Origin of the sequence: Mesorhizobium sp. M1088 (genome assembly GCF_040318575.1) — a bacterium.
In the GTDB taxonomy this organism is placed as follows: domain Bacteria; phylum Pseudomonadota; class Alphaproteobacteria; order Rhizobiales; family Rhizobiaceae; genus Mesorhizobium.
The window spans coordinates 1-24,195 of sequence record NZ_JAMYMO010000028.1 but is presented as its reverse complement, the minus strand read 5'-3'; the positions used below and the strand labels follow the sequence as shown (position 1 = coordinate 24,195).

At 62.7% G+C, this 24,195-nt stretch carries 19 protein-coding genes; 10 read left to right on the top strand and 9 right to left on the bottom strand.

Annotation, left to right across the window (positions count from 1 at the left end; translation table 11 throughout):
- Positions 1 to 63: 63 nt before the first annotated feature.
- The gene (bmt, locus tag NKH49_RS24755; RefSeq protein WP_352454606.1) at positions 64 to 1,080 is read right to left on the bottom strand and encodes a betaine--homocysteine S-methyltransferase; all 1,017 of its coding nucleotides are present in this window, start codon (positions 1,078 to 1,080) and stop codon (positions 64 to 66) included.
- 88 nt (positions 1,081 to 1,168) lie between these two features.
- Positions 1,169 to 2,011 carry a helix-turn-helix domain-containing protein gene (locus tag NKH49_RS24750; RefSeq protein ID WP_352928337.1) on the bottom strand — a complete coding sequence of 281 codons (843 nt, stop codon included), beginning with the start codon at positions 2,009 to 2,011 and terminating at the stop codon, positions 1,169 to 1,171.
- A 228-nt stretch (positions 2,012 to 2,239) separates the two neighbouring features.
- Here NKH49_RS24750 and NKH49_RS24745 point away from each other — a divergent pair, with 228 nt between their 5' ends.
- A complete protein-coding gene (locus NKH49_RS24745; protein ID WP_352928335.1) occupies positions 2,240 to 3,250 on the top strand; it encodes a fatty acid desaturase in 1,011 nt (336 codons plus the stop codon).
- Positions 3,251 to 3,333: 83 nt separating this feature from the next.
- Positions 3,334 to 4,134, top strand: coding sequence for a phosphate/phosphite/phosphonate ABC transporter substrate-binding protein (locus NKH49_RS24740; protein ID WP_352613979.1), 801 nt, complete (start codon positions 3,334 to 3,336; stop codon positions 4,132 to 4,134).
- Between the two features lie 109 nt (positions 4,135 to 4,243).
- On the opposite strand, the gene NKH49_RS24735 is transcribed toward NKH49_RS24740, so the two are convergent.
- The 4 genes from NKH49_RS24735 to NKH49_RS24720 form a co-directional block, all read right to left on the bottom strand.
- On the bottom strand, positions 4,244 to 5,557 hold the full coding sequence (locus NKH49_RS24735) for a M24 family metallopeptidase (protein WP_352614063.1): 1,314 nt from the start codon (positions 5,555 to 5,557) through the stop codon (positions 4,244 to 4,246).
- 25 nt (positions 5,558 to 5,582) lie between these two features.
- Positions 5,583 to 7,160: an ArnT family glycosyltransferase gene (locus tag NKH49_RS24730; protein WP_352470301.1), complete on the bottom strand. Its 1,578-nt coding sequence runs from the start codon at positions 7,158 to 7,160 to the stop codon at positions 5,583 to 5,585.
- Between the two features lie 88 nt (positions 7,161 to 7,248).
- On the bottom strand, positions 7,249 to 9,834 hold the full coding sequence (locus tag NKH49_RS24725) for a GcvT family protein (protein ID WP_352470302.1): 2,586 nt from the start codon (positions 9,832 to 9,834) through the stop codon (positions 7,249 to 7,251).
- Positions 9,835 to 9,966: 132 nt separating this feature from the next.
- Positions 9,967 to 11,544, bottom strand: coding sequence for a trimethylamine methyltransferase family protein (locus tag NKH49_RS24720; RefSeq protein ID WP_352470303.1), 1,578 nt, complete (start codon positions 11,542 to 11,544; stop codon positions 9,967 to 9,969).
- A 209-nt stretch (positions 11,545 to 11,753) separates the two neighbouring features.
- On the opposite strand from NKH49_RS24720, the gene NKH49_RS24715 reads away from it, so the two are divergent.
- From NKH49_RS24715 to NKH49_RS24690, 6 genes are all read left to right on the top strand, one after another.
- Positions 11,754 to 12,914 carry an MFS transporter gene (locus tag NKH49_RS24715; protein WP_352470304.1) on the top strand — a complete coding sequence of 387 codons (1,161 nt, stop codon included), beginning with the start codon at positions 11,754 to 11,756 and terminating at the stop codon, positions 12,912 to 12,914.
- 95 nt (positions 12,915 to 13,009) lie between these two features.
- Positions 13,010 to 15,079 carry a prolyl oligopeptidase family serine peptidase gene (locus NKH49_RS24710; protein WP_352928333.1) on the top strand — a complete coding sequence of 690 codons (2,070 nt, stop codon included), beginning with the start codon at positions 13,010 to 13,012 and terminating at the stop codon, positions 15,077 to 15,079.
- A 254-nt stretch (positions 15,080 to 15,333) separates the two neighbouring features.
- Positions 15,334 to 16,719: an aspartate aminotransferase family protein gene (locus NKH49_RS24705; protein ID WP_352766895.1), complete on the top strand. Its 1,386-nt coding sequence runs from the start codon at positions 15,334 to 15,336 to the stop codon at positions 16,717 to 16,719.
- A gap of 454 nt (positions 16,720 to 17,173) precedes the next feature.
- Positions 17,174 to 17,482 (top strand): DUF6422 family protein, encoded by a 309-nt coding sequence (locus NKH49_RS24700; protein WP_352928331.1) that lies wholly within the window; start codon positions 17,174 to 17,176, stop codon positions 17,480 to 17,482.
- A 19-nt stretch (positions 17,483 to 17,501) separates the two neighbouring features.
- Entirely contained in the window at positions 17,502 to 17,801 is a 300-nt protein-coding gene (locus NKH49_RS24695) for a hypothetical protein (protein WP_352766893.1), read from the top strand.
- 112 nt (positions 17,802 to 17,913) lie between these two features.
- Positions 17,914 to 18,738, top strand: a complete 825-nt coding sequence (locus NKH49_RS24690; protein WP_352766891.1) for a class I SAM-dependent methyltransferase — start codon at positions 17,914 to 17,916, stop codon at positions 18,736 to 18,738.
- A gap of 406 nt (positions 18,739 to 19,144) precedes the next feature.
- Here NKH49_RS24690 and mmsB read toward each other — a convergent pair whose 3' ends face one another.
- Genes mmsB through NKH49_RS24675 form a run of 3 tightly spaced genes read right to left on the bottom strand, consistent with a single transcriptional unit; the run spans position 19,145 to position 21,659 of the window.
- Positions 19,145 to 20,029 carry a 3-hydroxyisobutyrate dehydrogenase gene (mmsB, locus tag NKH49_RS24685; protein WP_352539672.1) on the bottom strand — a complete coding sequence of 295 codons (885 nt, stop codon included), beginning with the start codon at positions 20,027 to 20,029 and terminating at the stop codon, positions 19,145 to 19,147.
- A 43-nt stretch (positions 20,030 to 20,072) separates the two neighbouring features.
- On the bottom strand, positions 20,073 to 20,441 hold the full coding sequence (locus NKH49_RS24680) for a four helix bundle protein (RefSeq protein WP_352539673.1): 369 nt from the start codon (positions 20,439 to 20,441) through the stop codon (positions 20,073 to 20,075).
- 51 nt (positions 20,442 to 20,492) lie between these two features.
- Positions 20,493 to 21,659, bottom strand: coding sequence for an isobutyryl-CoA dehydrogenase (locus tag NKH49_RS24675; RefSeq protein ID WP_352613986.1), 1,167 nt, complete (start codon positions 21,657 to 21,659; stop codon positions 20,493 to 20,495).
- Between the two features lie 152 nt (positions 21,660 to 21,811).
- On the opposite strand from NKH49_RS24675, the gene NKH49_RS24670 reads away from it, so the two are divergent.
- A complete protein-coding gene (locus NKH49_RS24670; protein ID WP_352928328.1) occupies positions 21,812 to 22,426 on the top strand; it encodes a dimethylsulfonioproprionate lyase family protein in 615 nt (204 codons plus the stop codon).
- 1 nt (position 22,427) lies between these two features.
- Positions 22,428 to 23,897, top strand: coding sequence for a cobyric acid synthase (locus tag NKH49_RS24665; protein ID WP_352928326.1), 1,470 nt, complete (start codon positions 22,428 to 22,430; stop codon positions 23,895 to 23,897).
- Positions 23,898 to 24,195: the final 298 nt, after the last annotated feature.

Genomic DNA, 24,195 nt, shown 5'->3' with positions numbered 1-24,195 from the left:
AACCTTGCCGGCCTTTTTTCGCGGCCGCACTGCTTCGCGCGGACCATGTCGCAGACGAAAGCGTCAGGCGCGTCCGCGGCGCCGCTCGCGGCGGGCTTCGCTGGTCTCGGCGACATTGACCGTAGCCTGCTTGTTGCGCATCGGGCCGATGCGTTCGACGATCTGCTCGACGGTCGGGCGATCCGACTTGGTGTGCGCATCGAGCGCCTTGCGCATTGCGGCGAGGTGCTGGAACGAGGTGCCGCAGCAGCCGCCGACGATTTTGGCGCCGGCATCGACGGCGAGGCGCACATAGTCGGCCATCAGCTCGGGTGTGCCGGAATAGTAGATCTCGGCACCGCGAAATTCGGGAATGCCGCAATTGCCCTTGACGATCACCGTTGCTTCCGGCTTCGCCTCGGTCATGTCGAGCAGCGACGCGAGAATGTCGGAGGCGCCGACACCGCAATTGGCGCCGACACCGAGCGGTGTCTGCGACAGGCCATCGACGACGCCGTGGATGTCCTTCGGCAGCAGTCCCATCATGGTGCGGCCGGCGGTGTCGAAGGAGCCGGTATAGGTATAGGGCAGGCCGACGCGGATGGCGGCTTCGGCGGCGGCGCGGATTTCGTCAGGCGCCGACATGGTTTCGATCCAGGCGACTTCGGCGCCGCCGGCCTTCAGCCCCTCAATCTGCTCGGCAAAGGCTTCGACCGCCTCGTCATAGGTCATGGCGCCGAGCGGCACCAGCAGCTCGCCGGTCGGGCCGACGGAGCCGGCCACGATCACCTTGCGGCCGGCGTTGCCGGCGACGGCGCTTGCGATCTCGGCCGCGCGCTTGTTCAGCGCATAGACCCGGTCCTGCGCGTGGTGCAGCTTGAGCCGATGGCGGGTGCCGCCAAAAGAGTTGGTCAGGATGATGTCGGCGCCGGCATCGACAAAGTTCTGGTGCAGGCTGGTGATGGTGTCGGGCGCGGTCTCGTTCAAGAGCTCGGGAGCCTCTCCGGCCTCAAGGCCCATGGCGAACAGATTCGTGCCGGTGGCGCCATCGGCGAGCAGGACGCCCTTTTCGGCAAGCAGAGCGTCGATCGGATTGGTCATGTGAAATACGCCTTCCCGGAAGAATAACTGAGATAAGGATATAAAGAATTCTTTATGTGCCGTCAATGTCGGCACGTAGAGCAACCGGTCAAAATCGCATCTCCGCCAGCTTTCGTGTGAAGCTGGCCGCTTCATGCGCGTTGACGTCCGCGGCACGGATCAGATTGTCGAAATGGCTGGTCAGGATGCGGATCGGCTGCGTGGCGTTCAGCACCAGATACATGTCGCCGACGTAAATGGCGGCGCGATAGGGCCCGAAGATGGTGTAGGGGATCGAATAGCGCATCCGCCCGTCATAGAGAAACAGGCGGAAGGTGGGATAGAGGTCGTCGAGCAGCGTCGCCATGTGCAGGAGCTGCTGGTGGCGGTCGGCCTCCGGAAAGCGGTCCCACACGCCCAGCCCGCGCGCGAAGATCTCCAGCGTGTGGCGCGGCATACAGACTTCCATGTCGGTTTCGGGCCGTCGGTTGTAGTCGATGCGGTACTGCGTCTCGCCGGCCTGTGCCTCGCGGCTCTTGTTGGCGATGACAGCTTCGTAGTCGACAAGCGCCTCGGTGCGCAGAAGATCGGGAATGCCGGCCGGCACGTAGCGGATTTTCGTTCCCGCCGCCTCGGCATGCCAGCGAGCCAGCAGCGTGCGGTCGAAGCCGTCCGGCGCCTCCTCGATCTCAAGGCTCTCGCGGATTTCACCGGTGACGCCCTCATCGTGACTGAGGCCGAGCAGCCAGTCGAGCGAGACTTTGAATTCGGCGGCGATGTTGAGCAGCGTTTCAGCACGGGGAAGGCGGACCGACGCGCCGGAGAGCAGCTGCGACAGTGCCGAACGGTCAATGCCAACCGCGGCGGCGAAGGCCGACTGGTTCAAATCGGACCTTGTCAAGAGCATTTTCAGGCGCTCGCGAAAGATCGTCGACAGGTCGCGCTTATCCAAATCGCTACCCCATTCAATAGGAGGAAAAATTTGCGCTTAAAGCCGCGAACGCGGGCTTCAGGCGTAAATGAATCCTGTTGGCTGTTTACAATACATAACATATGCAGCTGAAAATGCGCAATCGCAACAGTTTGTGCGCTTTATCGCGTTGCGCCGACGCAACGCTCCTGACACAATGCTGTCAGGAATCAAACGGGTTCCGGCGACTGGAAGGCAGTGGTCGATAGCATGACGAGCATTGGCAACAGGCGACACGGCGCAGCGACCATCGAATGGCCGACCGTATTTCTCGCACTTCTATGCTACGGCGGCTGGCTCGCTGCCGGCTTTCTGCTCTGGCCATCCTACCCGTTGCTGGCACTCGCCTTTCTGACCCTGATTGCGGCGCTACAATCCTCGCTGATGCACGAGGTCCTGCACGGCCACCCAACCCGGAATGCGCGGCTCAACGAAGCCTTTGTGTTCCTGCCGATTGGCCTTGTCTGGCCGTTTCGCCGGTTCAAGACCATTCATCTGCGCCACCATGCAGACGAGCGCCTGACCGATCCGCTCGATGATCCCGAAAGCTATTACAAGGCTCTCTGGCAGCACGAGGAGCTGCCGTCGGCGATGAAATTCCTGCTGAAGGTCAACAACACGATGATCGGGCGTTTGGTGCTAGGCCCGTGGCTTTCCTGCATCGGCTTTTTCATCGACGACGCCAAGCAGGTTGCCGCGGGCGACAAGTCCATCCGCAAGGCATGGCTGCTGCATGCGATCGGCCTCGTCGTGGTGCTGCCTGTCGTGCAGTTCGGCTTCGGCATGCCGTTATGGCTCTACATACTGGTGCCGGTGTGGCTTGGGCAGTCGCTGATTTCGATCCGCACCTACGCCGAGCACCAATGGTCTGAACATCCGGAAGGCCGCACGATCATCGTCGAGCGCTCGCCGCTGTCCTTCCTGTTCCTCAACAACAATCTGCATTTCGTCCATCACAAGAGCCCGACGGTGGCCTGGTACAGGCTGCCGAAGCTGTTCGCCGACCGCCGCGACGAATGGCTGCGGATGAACAATGGCTACGCCTATCCGAACTATTTCGCGCTGCTCAAGGCCTATGCCTTCAAGGCGAAGGAGCCGGTCGTCCATCCCGTGCTGCGGCGCATGCCGGAACCAGGACGCGCATTCAAGCCGCGCGTCAGGGCACGCAGCCTCAATGGGCTTGGCAGCGCACCGGTACCCGCCGAGCCGCCGAAAGAATGATTCTTGCGTTGTTGCAGGCGGTGCCGCGCGGACGACGCTTTCCTGACCTTGTCAATTTCCCCGCATAACGGTCAAATCCCGGCATGAGCGAATTCATTGCGGCTTTGCCGATGTACGACTGGCCGGAAGCGCGGGACGATGTCGACGCGCAATGGGCGCGGCTGCGCGATGCTTTCAGACAAAAAGGCATCGATGCGCCGGAGACGATCATCCGCCGCACCGGCGATTTGCCCCCCGTACCTGGCGGTATTCGCGATGATCAGGGAAAACCCATCGCGCCCGATCCGGCGACATTGCCGCCGGACGAACTGGATTTTCACCAGCTCTGGCTGCATCCGGCGCTGCTCTTTGCACAAACCTGCTGGGGACCGATGGAACTCGGCCTGTCGCAGCGTGTCCAGCTCATCGGCCAGCCGCGTTACGACGCCTTCGAGGGTGGACAGGGCGAACTCTATTCGAGCGCCATCGTCATGAGGGCGGGCGAGGCACCGCCGGCAAGGGCGCCGGCCGACGGCGGTGCCGTCATTCCGCTCGATCAGCTTCGCAGCAAGCGCTTCACCTTCAACAGCCTCGATTCCATGTCGGGCATCATCGCGCCAGCCCGCGACCTGCAAGCATTGGGCGAGAGTTTGGATATCTTTTCCGCGCTGAGCGAAAGCTGTGGGCACCGTGCTTCGATCGTTGCCGTTGCCGAGGGCAGGGCGGACGTCGCGGCGATCGATTGCGAGAGCTGGGCGCTGGCGCAGCGTTTCGAGCCGGCGGCGCAGAAGGTGACGGTCGTCGGCTGGACAAGGCGGCGCAAAGGCTTGCCGTTCATCACCGCCAGGACGACGCCGGAAACGATCGTCGCCGCGATGCGCGAGGCGATCGCGGCGCTCACGTAAAGCGCGTCGCGTTCGGTCGGCCTCATGCGACGCGCTTTAGATTCTTGTTTTATGCATGTCGTTATCGCAAAGCCGCTGCACACTTTTGCGCGACATGCATTAGCATCGCTCAGCCGCCAAGCAGCCGATTGTCGAGCGGGTAGGTCGAAAGCTTCTCGTAGCCGGTTTCAGTGATCAGGATCTGTTCTTCGATCTTGACGCCTTCGTAGCCGCCAAGCCGACCGATATAGCTCTCGACGCACAGCACCATGCCAGGTTCGAGCACTCCGTCCGGTGTGTCGTCGGTCCAGTCGCCAGCATGCGGCAAAGTCGGGTATTCGTCGGCAAGGCCGACGCCGTGATAGAGCACCCCGTAACGGGCCGGGAAGCAGTCTCCCGGTGGCACTGACGAGCCCTCGACGAGGTCGCGGAACGATATGCCCGGCCGCATCAGCTCCGTGTTGTGGGCGATCTGGTCGGCGGCGATGCGGAACAGGTCGCGCTGCTCCTGCGACGGCGGCGCGTCACCGCAAAGCCAGGTGCGCGAAAGGTCGGCGCAGAAGCCGTAAGGACCGATCAGGTCGGTGTCGAAAGCGACGAGCTCGCCGGCCTTGATCGTCCGCGACGAACACTCCTGGAACCATGGATTGGTGCGCGGACCCGACGACAGGAGCCGGGTTTCGATCCATTCGCCGCCGCGCGCGATGTTGCCGCGATGGAGTTCGGCCCACAATTCGTTCTCGGAGATGCCAGGCCTCAACGCCTTCTCCATCTCGCCCATTGCCGCCTCGCAAGCGGCGATCGCCCGGCGCATGGCAAGGATTTCGTCGGGCGATTTAATCAGCCGCGCATTTTCCATCACCGCCTCGCCATTGCCGGTCGAGATGCCGAGGCGGGCGAGCTCTTCGATGCCCTCGGGATTGATGTGGTCGACTGCGATGCGGCGATTGCCGCCGCCATGTTCCAATACCAGGTCGGCGATGCCGGCTGCCCAGCGGCGGGCTTTTTGGCCGGTCAGCTCGCCGCTGTACAGATAAGCCCACGACACCGCCGGCCGCACCTCGTCGACGACGCCGGAATGATCGGAAAGGTGCTCGCAGGAGAAATAGTCGAACAGCACCACCGGGCCATCGGTGGCAACGAAACAATGCCTGGTCCGATTGTGTGCGACCCAGAGCTGCATGTTGGTTGCGTCGGTGGCATAGCGGATATTGACCGGATCGTAGAGCAGGGCTCCCGCATAGTCGCGGCGCTTCAGCTCGGCGCGGATGCGCTCGAGCCGATATCGGCGCATGGCGGGCAGGTCAGGAGCAGCAATGCCCGCCGCCTGCCATTCGACTTCCGCCAGCGCTCCATAGCCCAGCGCATGCTGGTTGAGTTCAGCGGCCTTCAGCCGCGATTTTTTGTGCAGCACATCGTTCGAGCCGTCCGGCTCGAACGGCATGATCTTGCGGTGATGACGGGGCCGGTCAGTCGGGTTCCTGTCCACCCTCGGCTCCTCCGCTAACGCCTTCCTTGGGCGCCGTGGTTTCTCCCACCGCCATTCTCTTCAATCTTACATAGGCGCCGGCCCGGGCGGACTTGCCGGTGCCGCGCAACAGCGGAACCATCATTTGCCGTGGTTGGCCGTCCGGCTCATAGCCGGCCGCTTTGAGCTGCTCCAAAATGACCGGACGCGGATCGTCTCGGTCAAGCCAGACGAGTACGGCCGGCTCCTGCATCAGCGTTTCGAAATTAGGCACTTCCTGGTCAAGTGCGACCAGGTTTTCATCGACCAACCGCAGGTTTCCGACCCATGCACCATCAGATATTGCGGTTTTGACCGGTCCGTCCGCAGTCAGTTGGCGATAGAGGGCGGGGTAATCCACGCGGATCATCCGCGAGAGGCCACTGGTCCCGTTTATCTGGACGTACCAGGTGGCGGGCGCGAGCAGCACGGCGATGATCGCTCCAGCCGCGATCACCAGGAGCTGCGCATTCCTGCCGCGCGGCGCCAGCCGTTCCATAGTGGCGACGATGGCCAGCGGCAACATGAACAGGACCGGTAGCAGCCAGCGGTCCTTGACCACCGTCACGCCGGTGGCAAGTACAAGTACTGCAAGCATGGCCAAGCCGAGCGCCAAGGTACGCCACAACAGAATTTCCCTTGCCGGACCTTTCGGGTGCCGCTCGGAGAAACGGAACTTCGCCAGCCAGAACGTGAGGGCGGAAACGAGCACCGGCAAGACCGCGAAATTGAAGGTGCCCATGATAAACTTGCCGGCGCCGACAAAGGCCGCCGCCACGCGCCCTTGTTGCGCGTCTATTCCGAACTTCTCGCCTCTCGACAATAAATCGGCGGGATGCATGAGGCTCCAATAGGTGGTTGGCGCCAGCACCAATATCGCGACCGCTATGCTGATGGCGAACTTCGGATCGAGAATCGCGCTGCGCCATTCGCGCAGCGACAGCACGGCCGCAACAAGGGCCACCACGAGGAAGACATCATTATATTTGGCAAGAATTGCCGCCGCCGTGGCCAGGCCAAACGCCGCATAGGCGATCATGCTTCGCCGCTCGAGAAGATAGGCCATGGCCAGCAGGAGCAGCGAGCAGAAGCCGACGACGGCGACGGAATGCGACAAGGCGCGCTGCGATTCCCAGACGATCTGCGGGATGGTAAACAGGCCGAACATGGCCGCCGCCGCTGTCGCTTTGGTGTAGCTGAACCGCCGCATGGCGGCGAACACGCTGCAGGCGGCAAGGAACAGCACGGAGTATTTGACGAGCTTCAGCGTGAAGATACTGGTGCCGAAAACATGCGCGGCCAGCCAGTTGATCCAGGTGTACAGGGGTGGTTGCGAGCCGCCATATCCAGCCCAGAGATACGGAACATAGATCAGCTGCTCCGCATCATCGATGCCGACGCCGGTTCCCGCCCAAGAGCTCAACAGGGACAGTATGATGGTCTGCAAGGCAAAGTAAGCCGCGACCATGACGATCGCCGCCGGGAAGGGGCCGATCCGTCCCTCGGCCAGCCACTCGGCCCATCTCAGATTGTACTTCAATGAAATCTCATCGCCCTTGCCAGCAGAGTGTTGCCGGCTGCGCTAGCATGAAGAGTATGCTCCGCACAATGCGACCGGCTGGCTGCGCCTACGTCCTCATCTTTTCGCCGCTCGGGTCGAAAGGCGGTTCGACATTGACGCGTGCGGGACGCCGGTGCCCGAGGATTTCGATCTCGAACAGGCCGGCGCTCTCGTTCTCGGCAAGCGCCGCCGGTACATATCCCTGCGCCATCGACTTCTCGACATAATGCGCATAGCCGCCGGAGGTGACCCAGCCGACCACGCGCCAGTCGCCGTCGACAATGCCGCGCACGGCAGACGCGCCTTCGGCGGCGTTCGAGCCGCGCACTTCCTTGCCGCCCGCGTCGAAGCGCGGCGCGCCATAGCCATGCGGCTTTTCCACGGTGCCGTAATCCTTGCCGCCGACCTTGGCCCAGATCGGCTCGTCGCCCATGACGTCTGCATCCGCGGCATCGACGATGAAGGAGACACGGCGCAGTTTCGGCCCTTCTGCCTGTTCCTTGGCCGCTGCTTCCCGGCCGATGAAGTCGTTCTTCTCCAGCTTGATGAAGCGGTCCATCGAGCCTTCGAACGGTCCGTAGATCGGACGTAGCTCGCGGAACCAGGTCGGGAAGTTCTTTTCAAGGCGCATAGAGAGCAAAGCCCGCATGCCGAAATCGACAAGCCCAAACTCTTCGCCAGCCTCCTTGATCGCCTTGTAGACCAAGCGCTGGTAGGCAGGCGCCATCCATATCTCGTAGCCGAGGTCGCCGGTGTAGGTGATGCGATTGACCATGCAGGGCGCGCCGCCGACCGCCATTTCGCGGAAATCCATAAAGCGGAAGGCCGTGGTCGAGATGTCGACATCGACCAGTTTCTGCAGCAGGTCGCGGGATTTCGGCCCGGCGATGGAGAGACCGACCAGCGTCTGGTCGAAGCGGTGGATGCGGATGCTTCCGTCCTTCGGCAGATGCTTCTCGAACCAGCGCATGTGGTATTTTTGCGCTGCCGAAGAACCCCATATCATGAAGCGTTCTTCCCCACCCCTTGGGCTCGCCTTGGCGATGGTGAAGTCCCCGATCAGCCGGCCGAACTCGTTCAGCATGGGCGTCAGCACGATGCGGCCGGTCTTCGGCATGCGATTGGTCATCAGACGGTTGAGGAAGTCCTCGGCCCCTGGTCCGGAGACTTCGTATTTGGCGAAGTTGGCGATCTCGGTGACGCCGACCTTCTCGCGGGTGGCGCGCACTTCCTCGCCGATCGGGCCGAAATCATTGGAGCGGTGGAAGGACACAACGTCCTTCGGCTCCGAGCCTCTCGGCGCGAACCAGAGCGGGGTTTCGAGACCCCAGCTGTCGCCCATGACGGCGTTGTTGGCGATCATGGTGTCGTAAAGCGGGGTCGTCTGCGCTGGTCTTGCCGCCGGTAATTCCTCGTTGGGAAAGCGGATGGAGAAACGGCGCGAATAATTTTCGCGGACCTTTGCGTTGGTATAGCGCAGCGTTGCCCATTCGCCGAAGCGCGCAACGTCCATGCCCCAGACGTCGAAGCCGGGGTCGCCATGGACCATCCAGTTCGACAGCGCCAGGCCGACGCCGCCGCCCTGGCTGAAGCCGGCCATGACGGCGCAGGCGCACCAGAAATTGGTCAGGCCCTGCACCGGGCCGACCAGCGGGTTGCCGTCCAGCGCGAAGGTGAAGGGGCCGTTGATGATCTGCTTGATGCCGGCCTTTTCGATGCCGGGGAAATGCTTGAAGCCGATCTCGAGCGACGGCGCGATGCGGTCGATGTCTGGCTGCAGCAGCTCGTGGCCGAAATCCCAGGGCGTGCTGACCGGCGACCACGGCTTGCAGGCCTTTTCATAGGTGCCGAGCAGGATGCCGTTGCGCTCCTGGCGGGTATAGATCTCGCCCTTGAAATCGAGCACGCCAATCATCTCGCGGCCGGTCGACTTGTTGAATTCCTCGACCTCCGGCATCGGCTCGGTCAGGAGATACATATGCTCCATGGCCAGCACTGGCAGTTCGACGCCGACCATGCGACCGATCTCGCGCGCCCACAGGCCGCCGCAGTTGACCACATGCTCGGCTTTGACTGTGCCTTGCTCAGTGACGACGTTCCAGGTGCCGTCGACCTCCTGCGTCAGTTCCACGACGCGGTTGCGCAGTACGATCTCGGCGCCTAGCTTCCTGGCGGCCTTGGCATAGGCATGGGTGGTGCCGGAAGGGTCGAGATGGCCCTCGACTGGATCCCACATGGCGCCGACGAAATTCGTCTCGTCCATCAGCGGGAACATTGCCTTGGCTTCGGACGGCGTGATCAGTTCGGTGTCCATGCCGAGATAGCGGCCCTTGGCGTGGGCGAGCCGCAAGAAGTCCATGCGCTCGGGCGTGTCGGCCATCATCACGCCGCCGGTCAGGTGCAGCGAGCAGGATTGGCCGGAAATCTCCTCGATCTCCTTGTAAAGCTGCACCGTATAGGCCTGCAGCTTGGCGACGTTGGGATCGCCGTTCAGCGTATGGAAGCCGCCCGCCGCATGCCAGGACGAGCCGGAAGTGAGCTCCGAACGCTCGATCAGCATGATGTCGGTCCAGCCAGATTTGGCCAGATGATAGAGCACCGAGCAGCCAACGACGCCGCCGCCGATGACAACCGCTTTTGCATGAGATTTCATGAAGATAGATCCGTTTTTGAAGAGATTGAATCGAGTGAGCGGGGCGCGAAAACAAAGCGGAGATGGGATACAGCGATGTTTCGGGCCAGCCTGCCATCAAGACGGAGTGGGGGTCGACTACTCATCAGATGATCAAAAATCGGTCGGCGCGCCGCCTTCGGCCCGGCGCTTGTCGACGAAGGCGTTGAGCTCCTCCCGGATTGCCGGATCCATGTAAGGCTCTTCATAGGAGGCCAGCCGTTCCTTCCAGACGCGATTGGCCTTTTCGAGCGCCGTCGGCGATCCGGCCTCCGCCCAACTCTCGAAATTGCGCCAGTCCGAGATAATAGGCGCATAGAACGCGGTCTTGTAGCGGTCCTGCGTGTGCTGGGTGCCGAAGAAATGGCCGCCGGGGCCGACGGACTGTATGGCGTCGAAACCGAGTGCTTCCTCGGAAAGATCGAGCGGCGTCAGGAACTCTGCGACCATCTGCAACAGGTCTATATCCAGGATGGTCTTCTCATAGGAGCAGCGCAGGCCGCCTTCGAGCCAGCCGGCGGCATGCATCATCAGGTTGCCGCCGCCCTGGATGGCGCCCCACAGCGAGAACACACTTTCATAGGCGGCCTGCGCGTCGACCGTGTTGGCTGCGCAGGTGTTGGAGGTGCGGTAGGGGATGTTGTAGCGGCGGGCGAGCTGCCCGCCGACCAGCTGCGCCTTCATATATTCCGGCGTGCCGAAGGCCGGCGCGCCGGACTTCATGTCCACATTCGAGGTGAAGCCGCCGTAGCCGACAGGCGCGCCCTTGCGCACCATCTGCGCGAAGGCGATGCCGGACAGCGCCTCGGCATTCTGTTGCACCAGCGCGCCGGCAATCGTCACCGGCGCCATAGCGCCGGACAGGGTGAACGGCGTCACGATGACCACCTGGCCCTTGCTCGACATCTGGATGATGCCTTCCATCATCGGCACGTCGAGCTTGAGCGGCGAATTGGTGTTGATGATGGTGAATACCGACGGCTCCGCAAGCAACTGCTCATGGCTGATGCCACGTGCGATCCTGGTGATCTCGATGCCGTCGACGTTGCGCTCCTTGCCGAGCGAATAGATGTGGAACATCTTGTCGGTCAGCGTGGCGAGGTCACGTATGCATTCAAGGTGGCGGACGGACGGATGGATGTCGATCGGCTCGACCGGATAGCCGCCCGTGCAGTTCAATATGTTGTGCATCTGCGCAAGCTTGAGGAAGTTGCGGTAGTCCTGCTGGTTGCCCGGCCGGCGGCCGCGGTCGACGTCGGAGCAATTGGGCGCCGACGCCATCATCGAGATGATCAGATTATCGCCGCCGAAGCGCACGTTGTGCGCCGGGTTGCGGGCGTGGATGGTGAATTCCGGCGGGCAGTGCGCAACCAGTTCCAGGATCATGTCACTGTCGAAGCGCACCCGCTCGCCGCCTTCGCGTACATCGGCGCCATGCGCCTTCATGATGCGCCGGGCTTCGTCATGCAGCACGTCGACGCCGATTTCCCGCAGCACGCGCAGAGAGGCGAGGTGGATAGATTCCAGCTCGTCGTCGGAAACCAGCCGGGTCGGCGCCAGCGGGTTCTTCAACTGCCGAAACGGCGGCTGCTCGAACGCCGCCGATCCGCCGGCACGCTTTCCCGCGCGGCCGCCGCGACGGGCGCGGTCGTTTGCCAATGCAGGTTCGGCGGGCTGAATGGCGGCGGTCATGATAGTCCTCGTACGCTGCGGCAATGCGGCGGCATAATGGACTGCCGGCCGGCCAGCCATTGCGGAGGCGGCGACCACTAGGACGAGGGAAGCGACATGCCTGAAGGGCAGCCGGAGGGATCGTCAGGCTCTTATTCTCTTCCGGCTGGCGCAAGCGGTTTTCGTTGCCGGTGCTTACCGCGATGAAAGCGAAACGCTAGTCCTGCATCATGGACCGGGCGGAACAGGACAGCGGCGAGACAGTGCAATGGGCGGCGATCACCGGCGTGATCGCCACCGTCTCGGTGTTCGCCATCGCGCAAGGGCTGAGCTATCCGCTGTTGAGCTTCATCCTGCAGCGCCAGGGCGTCTCGCCGGCCATGATCGGCCTGTCGGCGGCAATGACGCCGATCGGCTTCATCGTCTCGTCGCCGCTGGTTCCGGCGCTGGCGGGGCGTTTCGGGGCAGGGCGCACCGCGCTTACTTGCGCGGCACTTTCCGCGCTGGTGCTGGCGCTGATCGGCTGGACGCAAAATGTCTATCTGTGGTTTCCTCTGCGCTTTTTGATCGGCGCCGTCACCAACCCGCTCTACGTGCTGAGCGAAGTCTGGGTGATCGCACTGGCGCCGCCGACACGCCGCGGCCGCGTCATGGGCATCTATTCGACCATCATTTCGGCGGGCTTTGCGGCGGGGCCGCTGTGCCTGCTTGCCGTCGGCACCGAGGGGTGGCCACCGTTCGTCGTCGGCATTGCCGCATTCCTGTTTTGCGGCGCCTGCCTCGCCTCGGTGCTGGCACGGCTGCCCAAGGTCGACGAGAGCGGGCACCGGGTTTCGGTCCTGGGGTTCGTGCCGCAGGCTTGGCTGTTGTTATCGGCCGTCGTCGTGGCCGCCGGTTTCGAACAGGCGGTGCTCGCCTTGCTGCCGGTCTACGGAACACATTATGGCATTGCGGAAGCGCGCATGTCGGCGCTGCTGTCGGTGATGATCGCCGGCAACATCGCTATGCAGGTGCCGCTCGGCCTGCTGGCGGAACGACTGACAGCGCGGCTGGTGCGGTTCATCTGTGTTTCGATGACGGTGCTCGGATGCGTTCTGTTGCCGGTTCTCATCGAGACGCCGCTGATCTGGCCGTGCGTCTTCATCTGGGGCGCGGTTTCCTACGGCATTTACACGATGTCGATCATTGAACTCGGCGAGCGGTTCACCGGCTCGGCACTGGTCGCCGGCAACGCCGCCTTCTCGCTGATGTGGGGCGTCGGCGGCATCGCCGTGCCGCCGCTGGCGGGCAGCGCCATGGATGTTGTTGGCGCCGGCGGCCTGCCAATGACGCTCGGTGCCATTTGCCTGGCGCTGGCAGTTGTAACGGTCATTCGAAGACGGATGGTGTGAATGCCAGAAAGCCGCCGTTTCTGACGAATGACTTGAATGTAAGCGGCCCCATGTCGATCTTGGCTATGTCGCCACCCGACTCAACCGGAGACCTCATGAGCAAATCGAATACCAAGGGCCAGCCGGGTTCGGCGGCCGAAGACCCGTTTCTCTGGCTTGAGGACAGGAGGGGCAAGCAGGCGCTCGACTGGGTGCATCACCAAAATGCAGTTACGGTCGGGGAGCTGCAGGGTGATCCGTCCTATCAGATGTCGTTCGAGACGGCGCTCGACCTGATGACAGCCGAGGATAACATCGCCGTCGGGGCCGCTATCAACGGCTACGTCTATAATTTCTGGCAGGACCGGACGAACGTACTCGGCCTCTGGCGGCGCACCACCGTCGCCTCCTACAAGACCGACAAGCCGGAATGGCAGACGATCATCGACTTCGACAGTCTGGCGGCGAAAGAGGGGGTGAAATGGGTGTTCAGCGGCGCCAGCCGGCTCTACCCCGACTTCAGCCGCTGCCTGCTCAACCTGTCGCCGGATGGCGGCGATGCCAGCGAGATGCGCGAATTCGATATCGAAAGCAGATCGTTCGTCGATGGCGGCTTTCGCGCTCCTGCCTCGAAATCGAGCTTTAGCTGGCTGGACGAGGACACGGTTATCGTTTCCGCCGCCTTCGAGGAGGACGACAAGACCCAGTCCGGTTATCCGCGCGTGGTCAAGCTTTGGCGGCGCGGCACGCCACTGGAAGCGGCGATGCCGATCTTCGAGGCGCTGAAGCAGGATCTTGCCGCCGGCGGGTCCGTCGAATTCGACGGCGACAAGCGTCATGTCTTCCTCGCCCGAACCATCGACTTCTTCGCCTCGCACAGTTTCCTGCGGCTGCCTTCCGGCGAGAACAGGCGCATCCCGTTGCCGGACGACGTCACCGATACAGCGCTGTTCAAGGGCCAGCTCGTCTTCGGCGTGCGTACCCCGTGGACTGCGCCGGGCGGCACTCTGTGTAAGCCCGACGGACTCTATTCACTCGATTTCGAGCGCTGGATCGAAACCGGGCTATTCAGATCCCTCGATACCGTGTTCGAGCCGGCGCACCGTGTCTCGATCGCCGGTATTGCCCGCACGCAGGACCGGCTGTTCATCAATTTGATGGACAATGTGCGCGGCAAGGTCGTCGCCGGCAAGCGCAGCGACAGCGGCTGGGAGTTCAAGCCCGTGGCGTTGCCCGAAAACGGCAATGTCGGCATCAGCCATGCCGAGCATTTCGGTTCCAGCGTCTCCTTCTCCTTCACCGATTTCCTGACGCCGAGCTCGATCATCTGGTCGGACGACAACGCTGCGGGGCTGGCAACGGTGAAGTCGCAGCCGGCGCGTTTCGACGCGTCGTCCCTGCTCTCCGAACAGTTCGAGGCACGCTCGAAGGATGGCACGATGATCCCGTACTTCGTCGTCAGGAAGCGCGACTTGCATGGACCCGTGCCGACATTGCTTTACGGCTATGGCGGCTTCGAAGTGCCGCTGCTGCCCGGCTATGCCGGCGTGCGCGGCAGGCTGTGGCTGGAGAAGGGCAATGCCTATGTGCAGGCCAACATCCGCGGCGGCGGCGAGTTCGGCCCGAACTGGCACCAGGCAGCGCTCAAGGCCAATCGCCAGAATGCCTTCGACGATTTCGCTGCCGTCGCGCAAGATCTGATCAAACGCGGCATCGCTACGCCCGCCACACTGGGCATCCAGGGCGGATCGAATGGTGGCTTGCTGACCGGCGTCTCGCTGACCCAGCACCCGGAATTGTTCGGTGCAGTGATCATCGACGTGCCGTTGCTCGACATGCTGCGTTACACCGTGCTGCCGCCCGGCGCGTCATGGATGGCCGAGTATGGCGATCCGGCGAAGTCGGAAGAGGCAGCCTGGCTCGCCGCCTATTCGCCCTACCAGCATGTAGACACGGATGCAGCCTATCCGCCGGTGTTGCTGACGACCTCGACCGCCGACGATCGCGTCCATCCCGGCCATGCCCGCAAGATGGCGGCACGGCTGCAGGCGGCCGGCCACGGCAAGACGCTGTTCTTCGAGGAGACTGAAGGCGGCCATGGTGGACGCGGCGACCGGCGGCCGCAGGCCGCACAGGCGGCGATGAAGTACGTCTTCCTGCAGCGGGCCCTGACTGGCACCAATTGACCGGCACCAATTGACCGGCGTCGCTTGACCGGCACGGCTTGAACTGAGGGCTCGAGGCAGCCTAAGGTACATGCATGGCTCGGCTGGCGAAATCGAGTTGCGCATTTGGGGTGGCGGTGACGCCGTCGTCGCGCACGCTACGCGCCGAGCTGTTGCGGCTCTGCGCTCGCATCGGCTATTCGCCGCCCGCTGTCCTCTGACGAATCCGCCCCGGCGCGAAAGCTGCCGGATTGGTTCAAGAGGAAAGACCAGACATGACCTACCAGAATTATTCGCTGAAGCAGCTTCAGCAGATCGATGCCGCGCATCACCTTCATCCGTTCACCGACCACAAAGAGATGCGCGAGACCGGCTCGCGCATCATCACCCACGCCAACGGGCCGTTCATCTATGATGCCGAAGGGACGGAAATCCTCGACGGCATGGCTGGGCTGTGGTGCGTCAATGTCGGCTATGGCCGCGACGAGCTTGCCGACGCCGCCTACGCCCAGATGAAGGAGTTGCCCTACTACAACTCTTTCTTCAAATGCTCGACGCCGACGCCGGTTCTGCTGTCGAGAAAGCTGGCGGAGATCGCGCCAAGGCACATCAACCAGGTGTTCTACGGCTCGTCCGGTTCGGAGGCCAACGACACGGCGCTGCGCCTGGTCCGTCACTATTGGGTGCTGGAAGGCAGGCCCGAGAAGAACCGCATCATCTCACGCAAGATGGGCTACCACGGCTCGACCATCGCCGGCGCCTCGCTCGGCGGCATGGACTTGATGCACAAGCAGCTCGGCGGCGCCGTGCCCAACATCGTCCATGTGATGATGCCCTATGCCTATGAGCTCGCACTGCCCGGCGAAAGCGACCATGATTTCGGCCTGCGCGCGGCAAAAGCGGTCGAGGACGCGATCCTCGAAGCCGGCGCCGACAAGGTGGCCGCCTTCATCGGCGAGCCGGTGATGGGGGCAGGCGGGGTGAAGATCCCGCCGATGAGCTATTGGCCGGAGGTGCAGCGCATCTGCCGCAAATACGATGTCCTGCTGATGCTGGACGAGGTCATCACCGGATATGGCCGCACAGGCGAGTGGTTCGCCGCACAAGCCTTCGATGTCGAGCCCGACACCATCACCACGGCCAAGGCGCTGACCTCTGGCTATCAGCCGCTGTCGGCGCTGCTGGTCGGCGACCGCATCGCGGCGACGCTGGTCGAAAAGGGCGGCGAATTCTATCACGGCTACACCTATGCCGGGCATCCGGTGGCCTGCGCGGTGGCGCTGAAGAACCTCGAGATCATCGAGCGTGAAGGCCTGGTCGAGCGCGTCAGGAACGACACCGGGCCTTACTTCGCCAGGGCCCTGCAGGAACGTCTCGGTGGGCACGATCTGGTCGGCGAGGTGCGCTCGTTCGGGCTGATGGGGGCGATCGAGATCGTCAAGGACAAGGTGACCAAGGAGCGCTTCCTGCCTGCCGGCAGCGCAGCGGTGATGGTTCGCGACCACGCGATTGTCCAGGGCATGATGCTGCGCGCTACCGGCGACACGATGATCCTGTCGCCGCCGCTGATCTGGACGCGCGAGACGATCGACATGGCCTGCGACCGCATCGCCACGGCGCTCGATCTGGCGCAAGCGGATTTGCGCAAGGGGGTAAGGTAGAACCATCGCCGGGCGTCCTGCAGTCGGACGCTCGGCGATCGCTGCGTCGATCGCCGAGCAGATGGTCGAGGACGTGGACAAAGTCAGTTCGAATTCGGCTGCGGGTGGAAACGCGCCCTTTGGCGCGCCAAGCCTACCTCACTCCCCGGCTGGCAAAACTCGTCCATGCCGAGCGCGGCAAGCGTGCGAACGGCGCCCGTCTTGTCACCTGCCGCCGATCAGCGTGACTTCCGTAAGCCATCCGTAAGTCCGGTCCAGTCAACGTCGCCTGATCGACTTCAGCAAGGGATCATTCGTTCAAGGAGACCAAAATGGGCGACTAGCTGTCCTTAGCGCCACGTCGCAACGAATTGCGCCACGTTGAAGAGCGAACAAGTCGAGCGGTGTGCAAATTTGAAGCATGCTTGCTTCCCAATTGAGGCATTTGGCGAATCCAAATCAGAGGGAGTGACACATGTTTAAATATCTGTCTCGGGAGGGTCTCACGCGCGAACAATCGGAAGCCCTGGAAAAGGCCGCGTTCTTGATCATCAGCGCGCGGAAAGAAGCCGCGGCCCTACTGGCGCGGGCGGGAGTAACTTTACCTGATGATGAGTTTGGGTTCGGGAACCCTTGCAACGCGCACATAGAGGCGCACGGCAACTGCCCGTGCAACGATTACACGGGCGATGGTGGGCCATGTTTGACGCAGACTACCCTCGATACGGCCTTCCCCTCGTCCCGGAGTTGCGGCCATCCACCATCAAAACATCTCTCCACGTAAGGCGTATTGGAGACAGTTGATGCGCACCATTTCTTTGATCCTAGCCTTGGTTATGCAATCGGTCATCACTGTATCTCTTGCGCAGGACGCCAAAACACCTTTCAAAAGGCCGGCTCCAGAAGAGCACAAGGACTTCGTGGCGGAAATTGAGGGTGTTTTCAGGAAATATCCAAAGGCGATCGCTCGCTACAAACTCGTGGATATCGGCCTCGTAAATATTGGCGAGATGCCGCGCGTGGAGTGCACAGTAGAATGCGAGTTTGATTCTACTTGGGGCGGATGGTGCAAAGACCGTTGTGATACGGAACGCGAAGAATAGCACCCTGCCGGTTTCCATTGCCCGGTTGCTAGTCGACAGACACGCGCTTTATGATGGCTGCTGAAGCGCCGATCGGGCCCGTTGCCCGAGATCGTTGTGCGGGAGGGACACTATGGCCCAGCAGGAGCAGTGGCAGCTGGAAGGCAGCGCCGCGGACCTCTACGAGCGCTACCTGGTCCCGGCAATCACAGCCCTGTGGGCTGCGGACCTGATGGATCGTGCTGCGCCTCAATCTGGTGAGCGGATTTTGGACGTAGCTTGCGGCACCGGCGTGGTGGCACGCTCGGCGGCCGAGCGTATGGGAAGTGGGCAGGTCGTCGGCCTCGACATCAATACGGGCATGCTCGCCGTTGCTCGGTCGCTCCCGAGAGGCGCTGGAGCGCGTATCGACTGGCACGAGGGAAGCGCGCTCGAAATGCCGTTCCCTGACTCCGCCTTCGATCTGGTTCTTTGCCAGCTCGGACTGCAGTTTTTTCCGGATCGATCTAGTGCGCTCCGTGAGATGTTCCGGGTTCTGGTGCCTGACGGCCGACTGGCTTTAAACGTTTTCAGCGCTATTGAGCACACTCCTGCGGCGAAGGCGCTGGCGGATGCCTTGGATCGACACCTCGGTCCAGGCGCTTCGGCAACGAAAAGGTCCGAGCATTCACTCGCCGATGCGGACGAGCTTTACCGATTGGTGGCCGAGGCGGGATTTCGTCAGGTGACCATCCACACGACGACACAAAACATCCGATTTCCCTCGTCTAGGGAATATGTGCGACTACAGCTGGCAGCGACTCCGCAGGCCGGGCTGGTCAGCAGAATTGATGCCGGGGATCGGGAAGCAGTCATCGCAGCGATCACCGGTGATCTAGATTTTTCGCTGGCAATCTATTCAACTGAAGGGGAGCTGATGTTCCCCCAAGAGGCCCACGTCGTGCTCGCACGCAAGTAGCGTAGCTGACCGATGAGCCATGGCACCGACGCGCTGGGGGATTGGGGCGCGACCACCTGTGGGTCGACGTAGCTCAGGACAGCAGCCACGACGCCGACGATCATCTGGAGACACGCCAGGGCGATCGCCTCATTGTCCTTGAAGAATGCGAAACGCAAAAACCGCGCTCCATCGGAACGCGGCTTTGCCAGATACGCATGGCGCTTCGCCAACAATACACTTGCGAAACTTACGGCGAAACTTACGGGCTCCGGTACGCGAGACCTGATCCGGAGCGCCGGGCGGATGTCCGCCTCGCAATCCGTTTTAAACGCATATCGTTACTGCAGGGTTAGCAAGAGCTTAAGCAAACCTAAATTTGCCGGCTTTCCGCATTGGGCAGATCGAAAACCTGTGAACCTGGAGCTTACGCCGGGTCACCACGGAGGAAATTAATGATGCCGGAAAAATCCGCGCCGGCATTCCCTTGTGCGTTGAACAGCGCATAAAGCTGGGCTGCCTCGGCGCCGAGCGGCGTTGCTGCACCGACGCTCTGTGCGGCCTCCTGCGACAGTTTCAGGTCCTTCAGCATCAGTGCCGCCGCGAAGCCAGGCTTATAGCCATTGTTGGCGGGCGATGTCGGCACCGGGCCGGGCACCGGGCAATAGGTGGTCAGCGACCAGCACTGGCCGGACGAGGTCGAGGCGACGTCGAACAGCGCCTGGTGCGACAGGCCGAGCTTTTCTGCCAGCACGAAGGCCTCGGCAACGCCGATCATCGAAATGCCCAAAATCATGTTGTTACAGATCTTCGCCGCCTGTCCGGCGCCGTCGTCGCCGCAATGAACGATGCGGCCGGCCATCGGCTTGAGGATTGGTTCGGCCTTGGCGAAGGCATCCTTCGAACCGCCGGCCATGAAGGTCAGCGTGCCGGCCGCCGCACCGCCCGTGCCGCCGGAGACCGGCGCGTCGATCGACAGCAACCCGTGCTTGGCGGCGATGGCATGGGCCTTTCGAGCCGACTCGACATCGATGGTAGAGGAATCGATGAACAGCGCGCCTTTTTTTGCCCTGGATACTATGTCTGCGTAAACCGACAGAACATGCTTACCGGCTGGCAGCATGGTGATGACCGCATCGGCGTCTTTCACCGCCGCAACGGCGTTGGCCATGATGACGACGCCGTGTTCCCTGGCGATGACGAGATTCTCCGGCACCAGGTCGAAGCCGTGCACGGCGTACCCGGCCTTGACCAGGTTGGAGGCCATCGGATTGCCCATATTGCCGAGGCCGATGAAGGCGATGGTGGTCATAATGGCGCTCCGTGGTTTGGGTAGGCAGTAGGCAGTAAGCGACCTATTCGGGCGCAAGTTTGCTAATAAGTTGGCGAAGCATTTTCCCGATGCCCTCGGTCGCTAAAAGCACGTGATAAGCTTGATCATACGTAGCAAGGCCAATGCGTTCGGCGATCTGGAGGTGTGTCTCGAACTCCTTCAGCGATCCCTGGGCAATCCTGAGAAATTGCTGATAGGAGCGTCTGTTGTCTCGGCCGTAACCTTCCGCGATGTTTGCGGGAATAGAGGTTGCTGAGCGGCGGATTTGGCTGGTCAACCCATACAATTCCTCTTTTGGCCATGCCTTGGTCAGGGAGTAGGTGGTGACGGCCAGATCCATCGCCTGCTGCCATACGATAAGATCCTTGTACGAATTGATCTTGCCGGTCATCTTTCTGCCTACTGCCTACTGCCTACTGCCTACTGCCTACTGCCTACTGCCTTACCGTCCGATCAGCGCGCGAGCGATGATGACGCGCATGATCTCGTTGGTGCCTTCGAGAATCTGGTGGACACGCAGGTCGCGCACCAGCTTCTCGATGCCGTAGTCGTGCAGATAACCATAGCCGCCGTGCAGCTGCAGGGCGTCGTTGGCGACATTGAAGCCGGCGTCGGTAACGAAGCGCTTGGCCATCGCCGACCATTTCGAGGCCTCCGGCGCGTTGCGGTCGAGCTTCGAGGCGGCGGTATAGAGGAAGACGCGCGCTGCCTGCAGTTCGGTCTCCATGTCGGCAAGCTTGAACTGCAGCGCCTGGAACTGGTTGATCCTCGAGCCGAAAGCCTTGCGCTCGGCGGTGTAGGCGAGCGCCTTGTCGAGTGCCGATTGCGCGCCGCCGAGCGAGCAGGCGGCGATGTTCAACCGGCCGCCGTCCAACCCGGCCATGGCGATGCCGAAGCCGGCGCCCTCGACCGACAGCAGGTTTTCGGCCGGCACCTTGCAGTCCTCGAAGACGACCTGGCGCGTCGACTGCATGTGCCAGCCCATCTTGTGCTCGTTGGCGCCGAAGGAAAGGCCGGGCGCATCGTTCGGCACGACGAAGGTGGAAATGCCTTTCGGCCCGTCGGCGCCGGTGCGCGCCATGACGACATAGAGGTCGCTGTCGCCGGCACCGGAGATAAACTGCTTGGCGCCGTTCAGCACATAGTCGCCGCCGCTTTTGACCGCACGCGTCTTCAGCGCCGCGGCATCGGAGCCCGAGCCGGGCTCGGTCAGGCAGTAGCTTGCCAGCCATTCCATCGAGGTCAGCTTCGGCAGGAAACGCCGGCGCTGCTCGTCGCTGCCGAAGCGGTCGATCATCGATGCCGCCATGTTGTGGATCGAGATGAAGGCGGAAAACGCCGGATCGGCCCGCGAAAGCGCCTCGAAGATCAGCACGGCGTCGAGCCGGCCGAGCCCCGAGCCGCCGACGTCGTCGCGGACATAGATGCCGCCAAGGCCGAGCGGACCTGTCTCGCGGATCACATCGGCGGGGAAATACTTGTTGCGATCCCAGTCGAGTGCGTTCGGCGCCACACGGTCGGCGGCGAAGGCTTGCGCCATCTCCTGGATGGCGCGCTGGTCCTCGTTGAGTTCGAACTGGCTGGTGCTCGCATCGACAGCGGCGTCCATGACGTGCTCCCTGATGTTTCCGGCCTGCTGGCCTGATCGTTTTTGGCTTTGCGCGCCGTCCAATCTAGACCAATGATGCCGCCGCGCAACCCGATCGTCTCCATCCAACCATCTGGGCAGCGGCTGTGTGCGAATGCGCTTTGGAGCAAAGTGTGACGACAACTTTCGACGAACTGCTTGGATGCTTCCATGCCTATCTCCAGACGTTCGATGATGCGCTGGTGCGCGACGCCATGGCCCGAATCGACTGGGACATGCCGGGCCGGCCGCTCGAACCGCATGCACTGCCTTGTCTCGTCCAACTCGGCCGGATCGTCGAACTCGCTCCCGCTGCGGCCAAGTCGCTGGCGCGGCTGGTTGCGGAGCGTCGCGGCGATCTGCACTGGGGCCAGACCTATGGCGAGACGGATTTCGGCACGGTTTTCATCGACAATTACGGCTGGCTGGAGGTGTTCGGCACACGCGGCCATTTCGTCAATGACGAGGTCGCGGGCGGCCTGCTGATCCTTGGGCCCGACATTGTCTACCCCGATCACCACCATGTCGCGGAGGAGATCTACATCCCGCTGACCGGCGGCACCGAATGGCGCATGGGCGACGGCGGTTTTCGCCTTCGAGCGGCGGGCGAAGTGATCCACCATGCCTCTGACATCAACCACGCCATGCGCACCGGCAAGGAGCCGCTGCTGGCGCTCTATCTCTGGCGTGGCGGGCCACTGGCGGCCAAGTCGACGATCACCGCAACCGTTGCGCAGGGCAGGGACTGATATGGCCAAGGCGATCATGCTGCAGGGCACGGGTTCGGATGTCGGCAAGACGGTGCTCGTCGCCGGTCTGTGCCGCGCGGCGAAGAAGCGCGGCTTGAAAGTGCGGCCGTTCAAGCCGCAGAACATGTCGAACAACGCCGCTGTCGCCGATATTCCAGGCGATTCAGGCGGCGGCGAGATCGGCCGCGCCCAATGGCTGCAGGCGATCGCCTGCGGCGTGGCGCCGACCATCCACATGAACCCGGTGCTGCTCAAGCCGCAGACCGATGTCGGCGCTCAAGTCGTCGTGCAGGGCAAGGTGTTCGGCGAGGCGCGGGCGCGCGACTACCAGGCGCTGAAGGGCCGGCTGATGGATGCGGTGCTGGACTCCTGGGCAAAGGTCGGCGAGGGCGCCGATCTGGTCATTGTCGAGGGCGCCGGCTCGCCGGCCGAGATCAATCTCAGGAGCCGCGACATTGCCAATATGGGCTTTGCGACGCGCGCCGGCGTGCCGGTGATCCTGGTCGGCGATATCGATCGCGGCGGCGTCATCGCCTCGGTCGCCGGCACCCATCTGATCCTGCCGGAGGAGGACCGGCGCATGATCGTCGGCTACCTCATCAACAAGTTCCGTGGCGACGTCTCGCTGTTCGAAGACGGCATCAAGGCGATCGAAAAATTCACCGGCTGGCGCTGTTTTGGCGTCGTGCCGTGGCTGAAGGCGGCGGCGCGGCTGCCATCGGAAGATTCCGTCGTGCTCGAGCGACTGGCGTCCGGCGAGAAGCGCGCGCTGAAGATCGCCGTGCCGGTGCTCTCGCGCATCGCCAATTTCGACGATCTCGACCCGCTCAAGGCCGAACCGCAGGTCGAGGTGGTGTTCGTGCCGCCTGGTGAGCGCTTGCCCGAAGATGCGGGTCTGGTGGTCATTCCCGGCTCGAAGTCGACGATCGGCGATCTCCTGAAATTGCGCGAGAACGGCTGGGACCGCGACCTTGCCGCGCATAGGAAACGCGGTGGCCACATCGTCGGCATTTGCGGCGGCTTCCAGATGCTCGGCCGTAGCGTGCGCGATCCCGACGGCATCGAGGGCAGCGTTACCGAGACACAAGGGCTTGGCCTGCTCGACGTCGAAACGGTGATGGAGCCGGAAAAGACGGTGCGCAATGTCAGCGCGCGCTCGGTGCCGTTCGATCTGCCGCTCGAGGGCTACGAGATCCATCTCGGCCGCACCACCGGTCCGGATACGCTGCGGCCGTCCGCCGTTATCAACGGCGTCGATGACGGCGCTATCTCGGCCGACGGCAAGGTATCGGGCACCTATATGCACGGGCTGTTTTCCGCCGACGCCTTCCGGGCGAAATTCCTCGAAAGCCTCGGCGTCAAGGGCGGCGGCATCGACTACCGCGCCGAGGTCGAACGGGCACTGGACGAGATCGCAGCCGAACTGGAAACCCACCTCGACTGCGACGCGATTTTTGGGCTGGCGCGTTAGATACTTAGCGCGGAAGTTTTGCACGGTCGTTGGCTTCGACGGATCACATGCCTTGGCGATTAGCGGAAACGTCCATGGCTTCGTCATCCTGGGGCGGAGCAAGGAGCGAAGCGACGCGGCGCAGACCCCAGGATCCATGCCCTGACTTCGGAGCGCCGCTGCGGCGCAGAATTCTGCTCCGCTGGTTCCTCGGCCAAGGTCACGGCATGATGGGGTGGACGGCGCCCGACGGCATCGGATGTGCCAGAATGAGTTCGTTGAGATCTCAAACAAGGGAGCCGTCCGTGGAACACCTTAT

Excerpts from the sequence above, each read along its gene's own strand:
- NKH49_RS24715 (WP_352470304.1), top strand. The coding sequence starts at position 11,754 with ATGGACCGGGCGGAACAGGACAGCGGCGAGACAGTGCAATGGGCGGCG.
- NKH49_RS24695 (WP_352766893.1), top strand. The coding sequence starts at position 17,502 with ATGCGCACCATTTCTTTGATCCTAGCCTTGGTTATGCAATCGGTCATC.
- NKH49_RS24665 (WP_352928326.1), top strand. The coding sequence starts at position 22,428 with ATGGCCAAGGCGATCATGCTGCAGGGCACGGGTTCGGATGTCGGCAAG.
- NKH49_RS24740 (WP_352613979.1), top strand. The coding sequence starts at position 3,334 with ATGAGCGAATTCATTGCGGCTTTGCCGATGTACGACTGGCCGGAAGCG.
- NKH49_RS24680 (WP_352539673.1), bottom strand. The coding sequence starts at position 20,441 with ATGACCGGCAAGATCAATTCGTACAAGGATCTTATCGTATGGCAGCAG.
- NKH49_RS24720 (WP_352470303.1), bottom strand. The coding sequence starts at position 11,544 with ATGACCGCCGCCATTCAGCCCGCCGAACCTGCATTGGCAAACGACCGC.
- bmt (WP_352454606.1), bottom strand. The coding sequence starts at position 1,080 with ATGACCAATCCGATCGACGCTCTGCTTGCCGAAAAGGGCGTCCTGCTC.
- NKH49_RS24710 (WP_352928333.1), top strand. The coding sequence starts at position 13,010 with ATGAGCAAATCGAATACCAAGGGCCAGCCGGGTTCGGCGGCCGAAGAC.
- NKH49_RS24705 (WP_352766895.1), top strand. The coding sequence starts at position 15,334 with ATGACCTACCAGAATTATTCGCTGAAGCAGCTTCAGCAGATCGATGCC.
- NKH49_RS24735 (WP_352614063.1), bottom strand. The coding sequence starts at position 5,557 with ATGCCGTTCGAGCCGGACGGCTCGAACGATGTGCTGCACAAAAAATCG.
- NKH49_RS24690 (WP_352766891.1), top strand. The coding sequence starts at position 17,914 with ATGGCCCAGCAGGAGCAGTGGCAGCTGGAAGGCAGCGCCGCGGACCTC.
- NKH49_RS24675 (WP_352613986.1), bottom strand. The coding sequence starts at position 21,659 with ATGGACGCCGCTGTCGATGCGAGCACCAGCCAGTTCGAACTCAACGAG.
- NKH49_RS24700 (WP_352928331.1), top strand. The coding sequence starts at position 17,174 with ATGTTTAAATATCTGTCTCGGGAGGGTCTCACGCGCGAACAATCGGAA.
- mmsB (WP_352539672.1), bottom strand. The coding sequence starts at position 20,029 with ATGACCACCATCGCCTTCATCGGCCTCGGCAATATGGGCAATCCGATG.
- NKH49_RS24745 (WP_352928335.1), top strand. The coding sequence starts at position 2,240 with ATGACGAGCATTGGCAACAGGCGACACGGCGCAGCGACCATCGAATGG.
- NKH49_RS24725 (WP_352470302.1), bottom strand. The coding sequence starts at position 9,834 with ATGAAATCTCATGCAAAAGCGGTTGTCATCGGCGGCGGCGTCGTTGGC.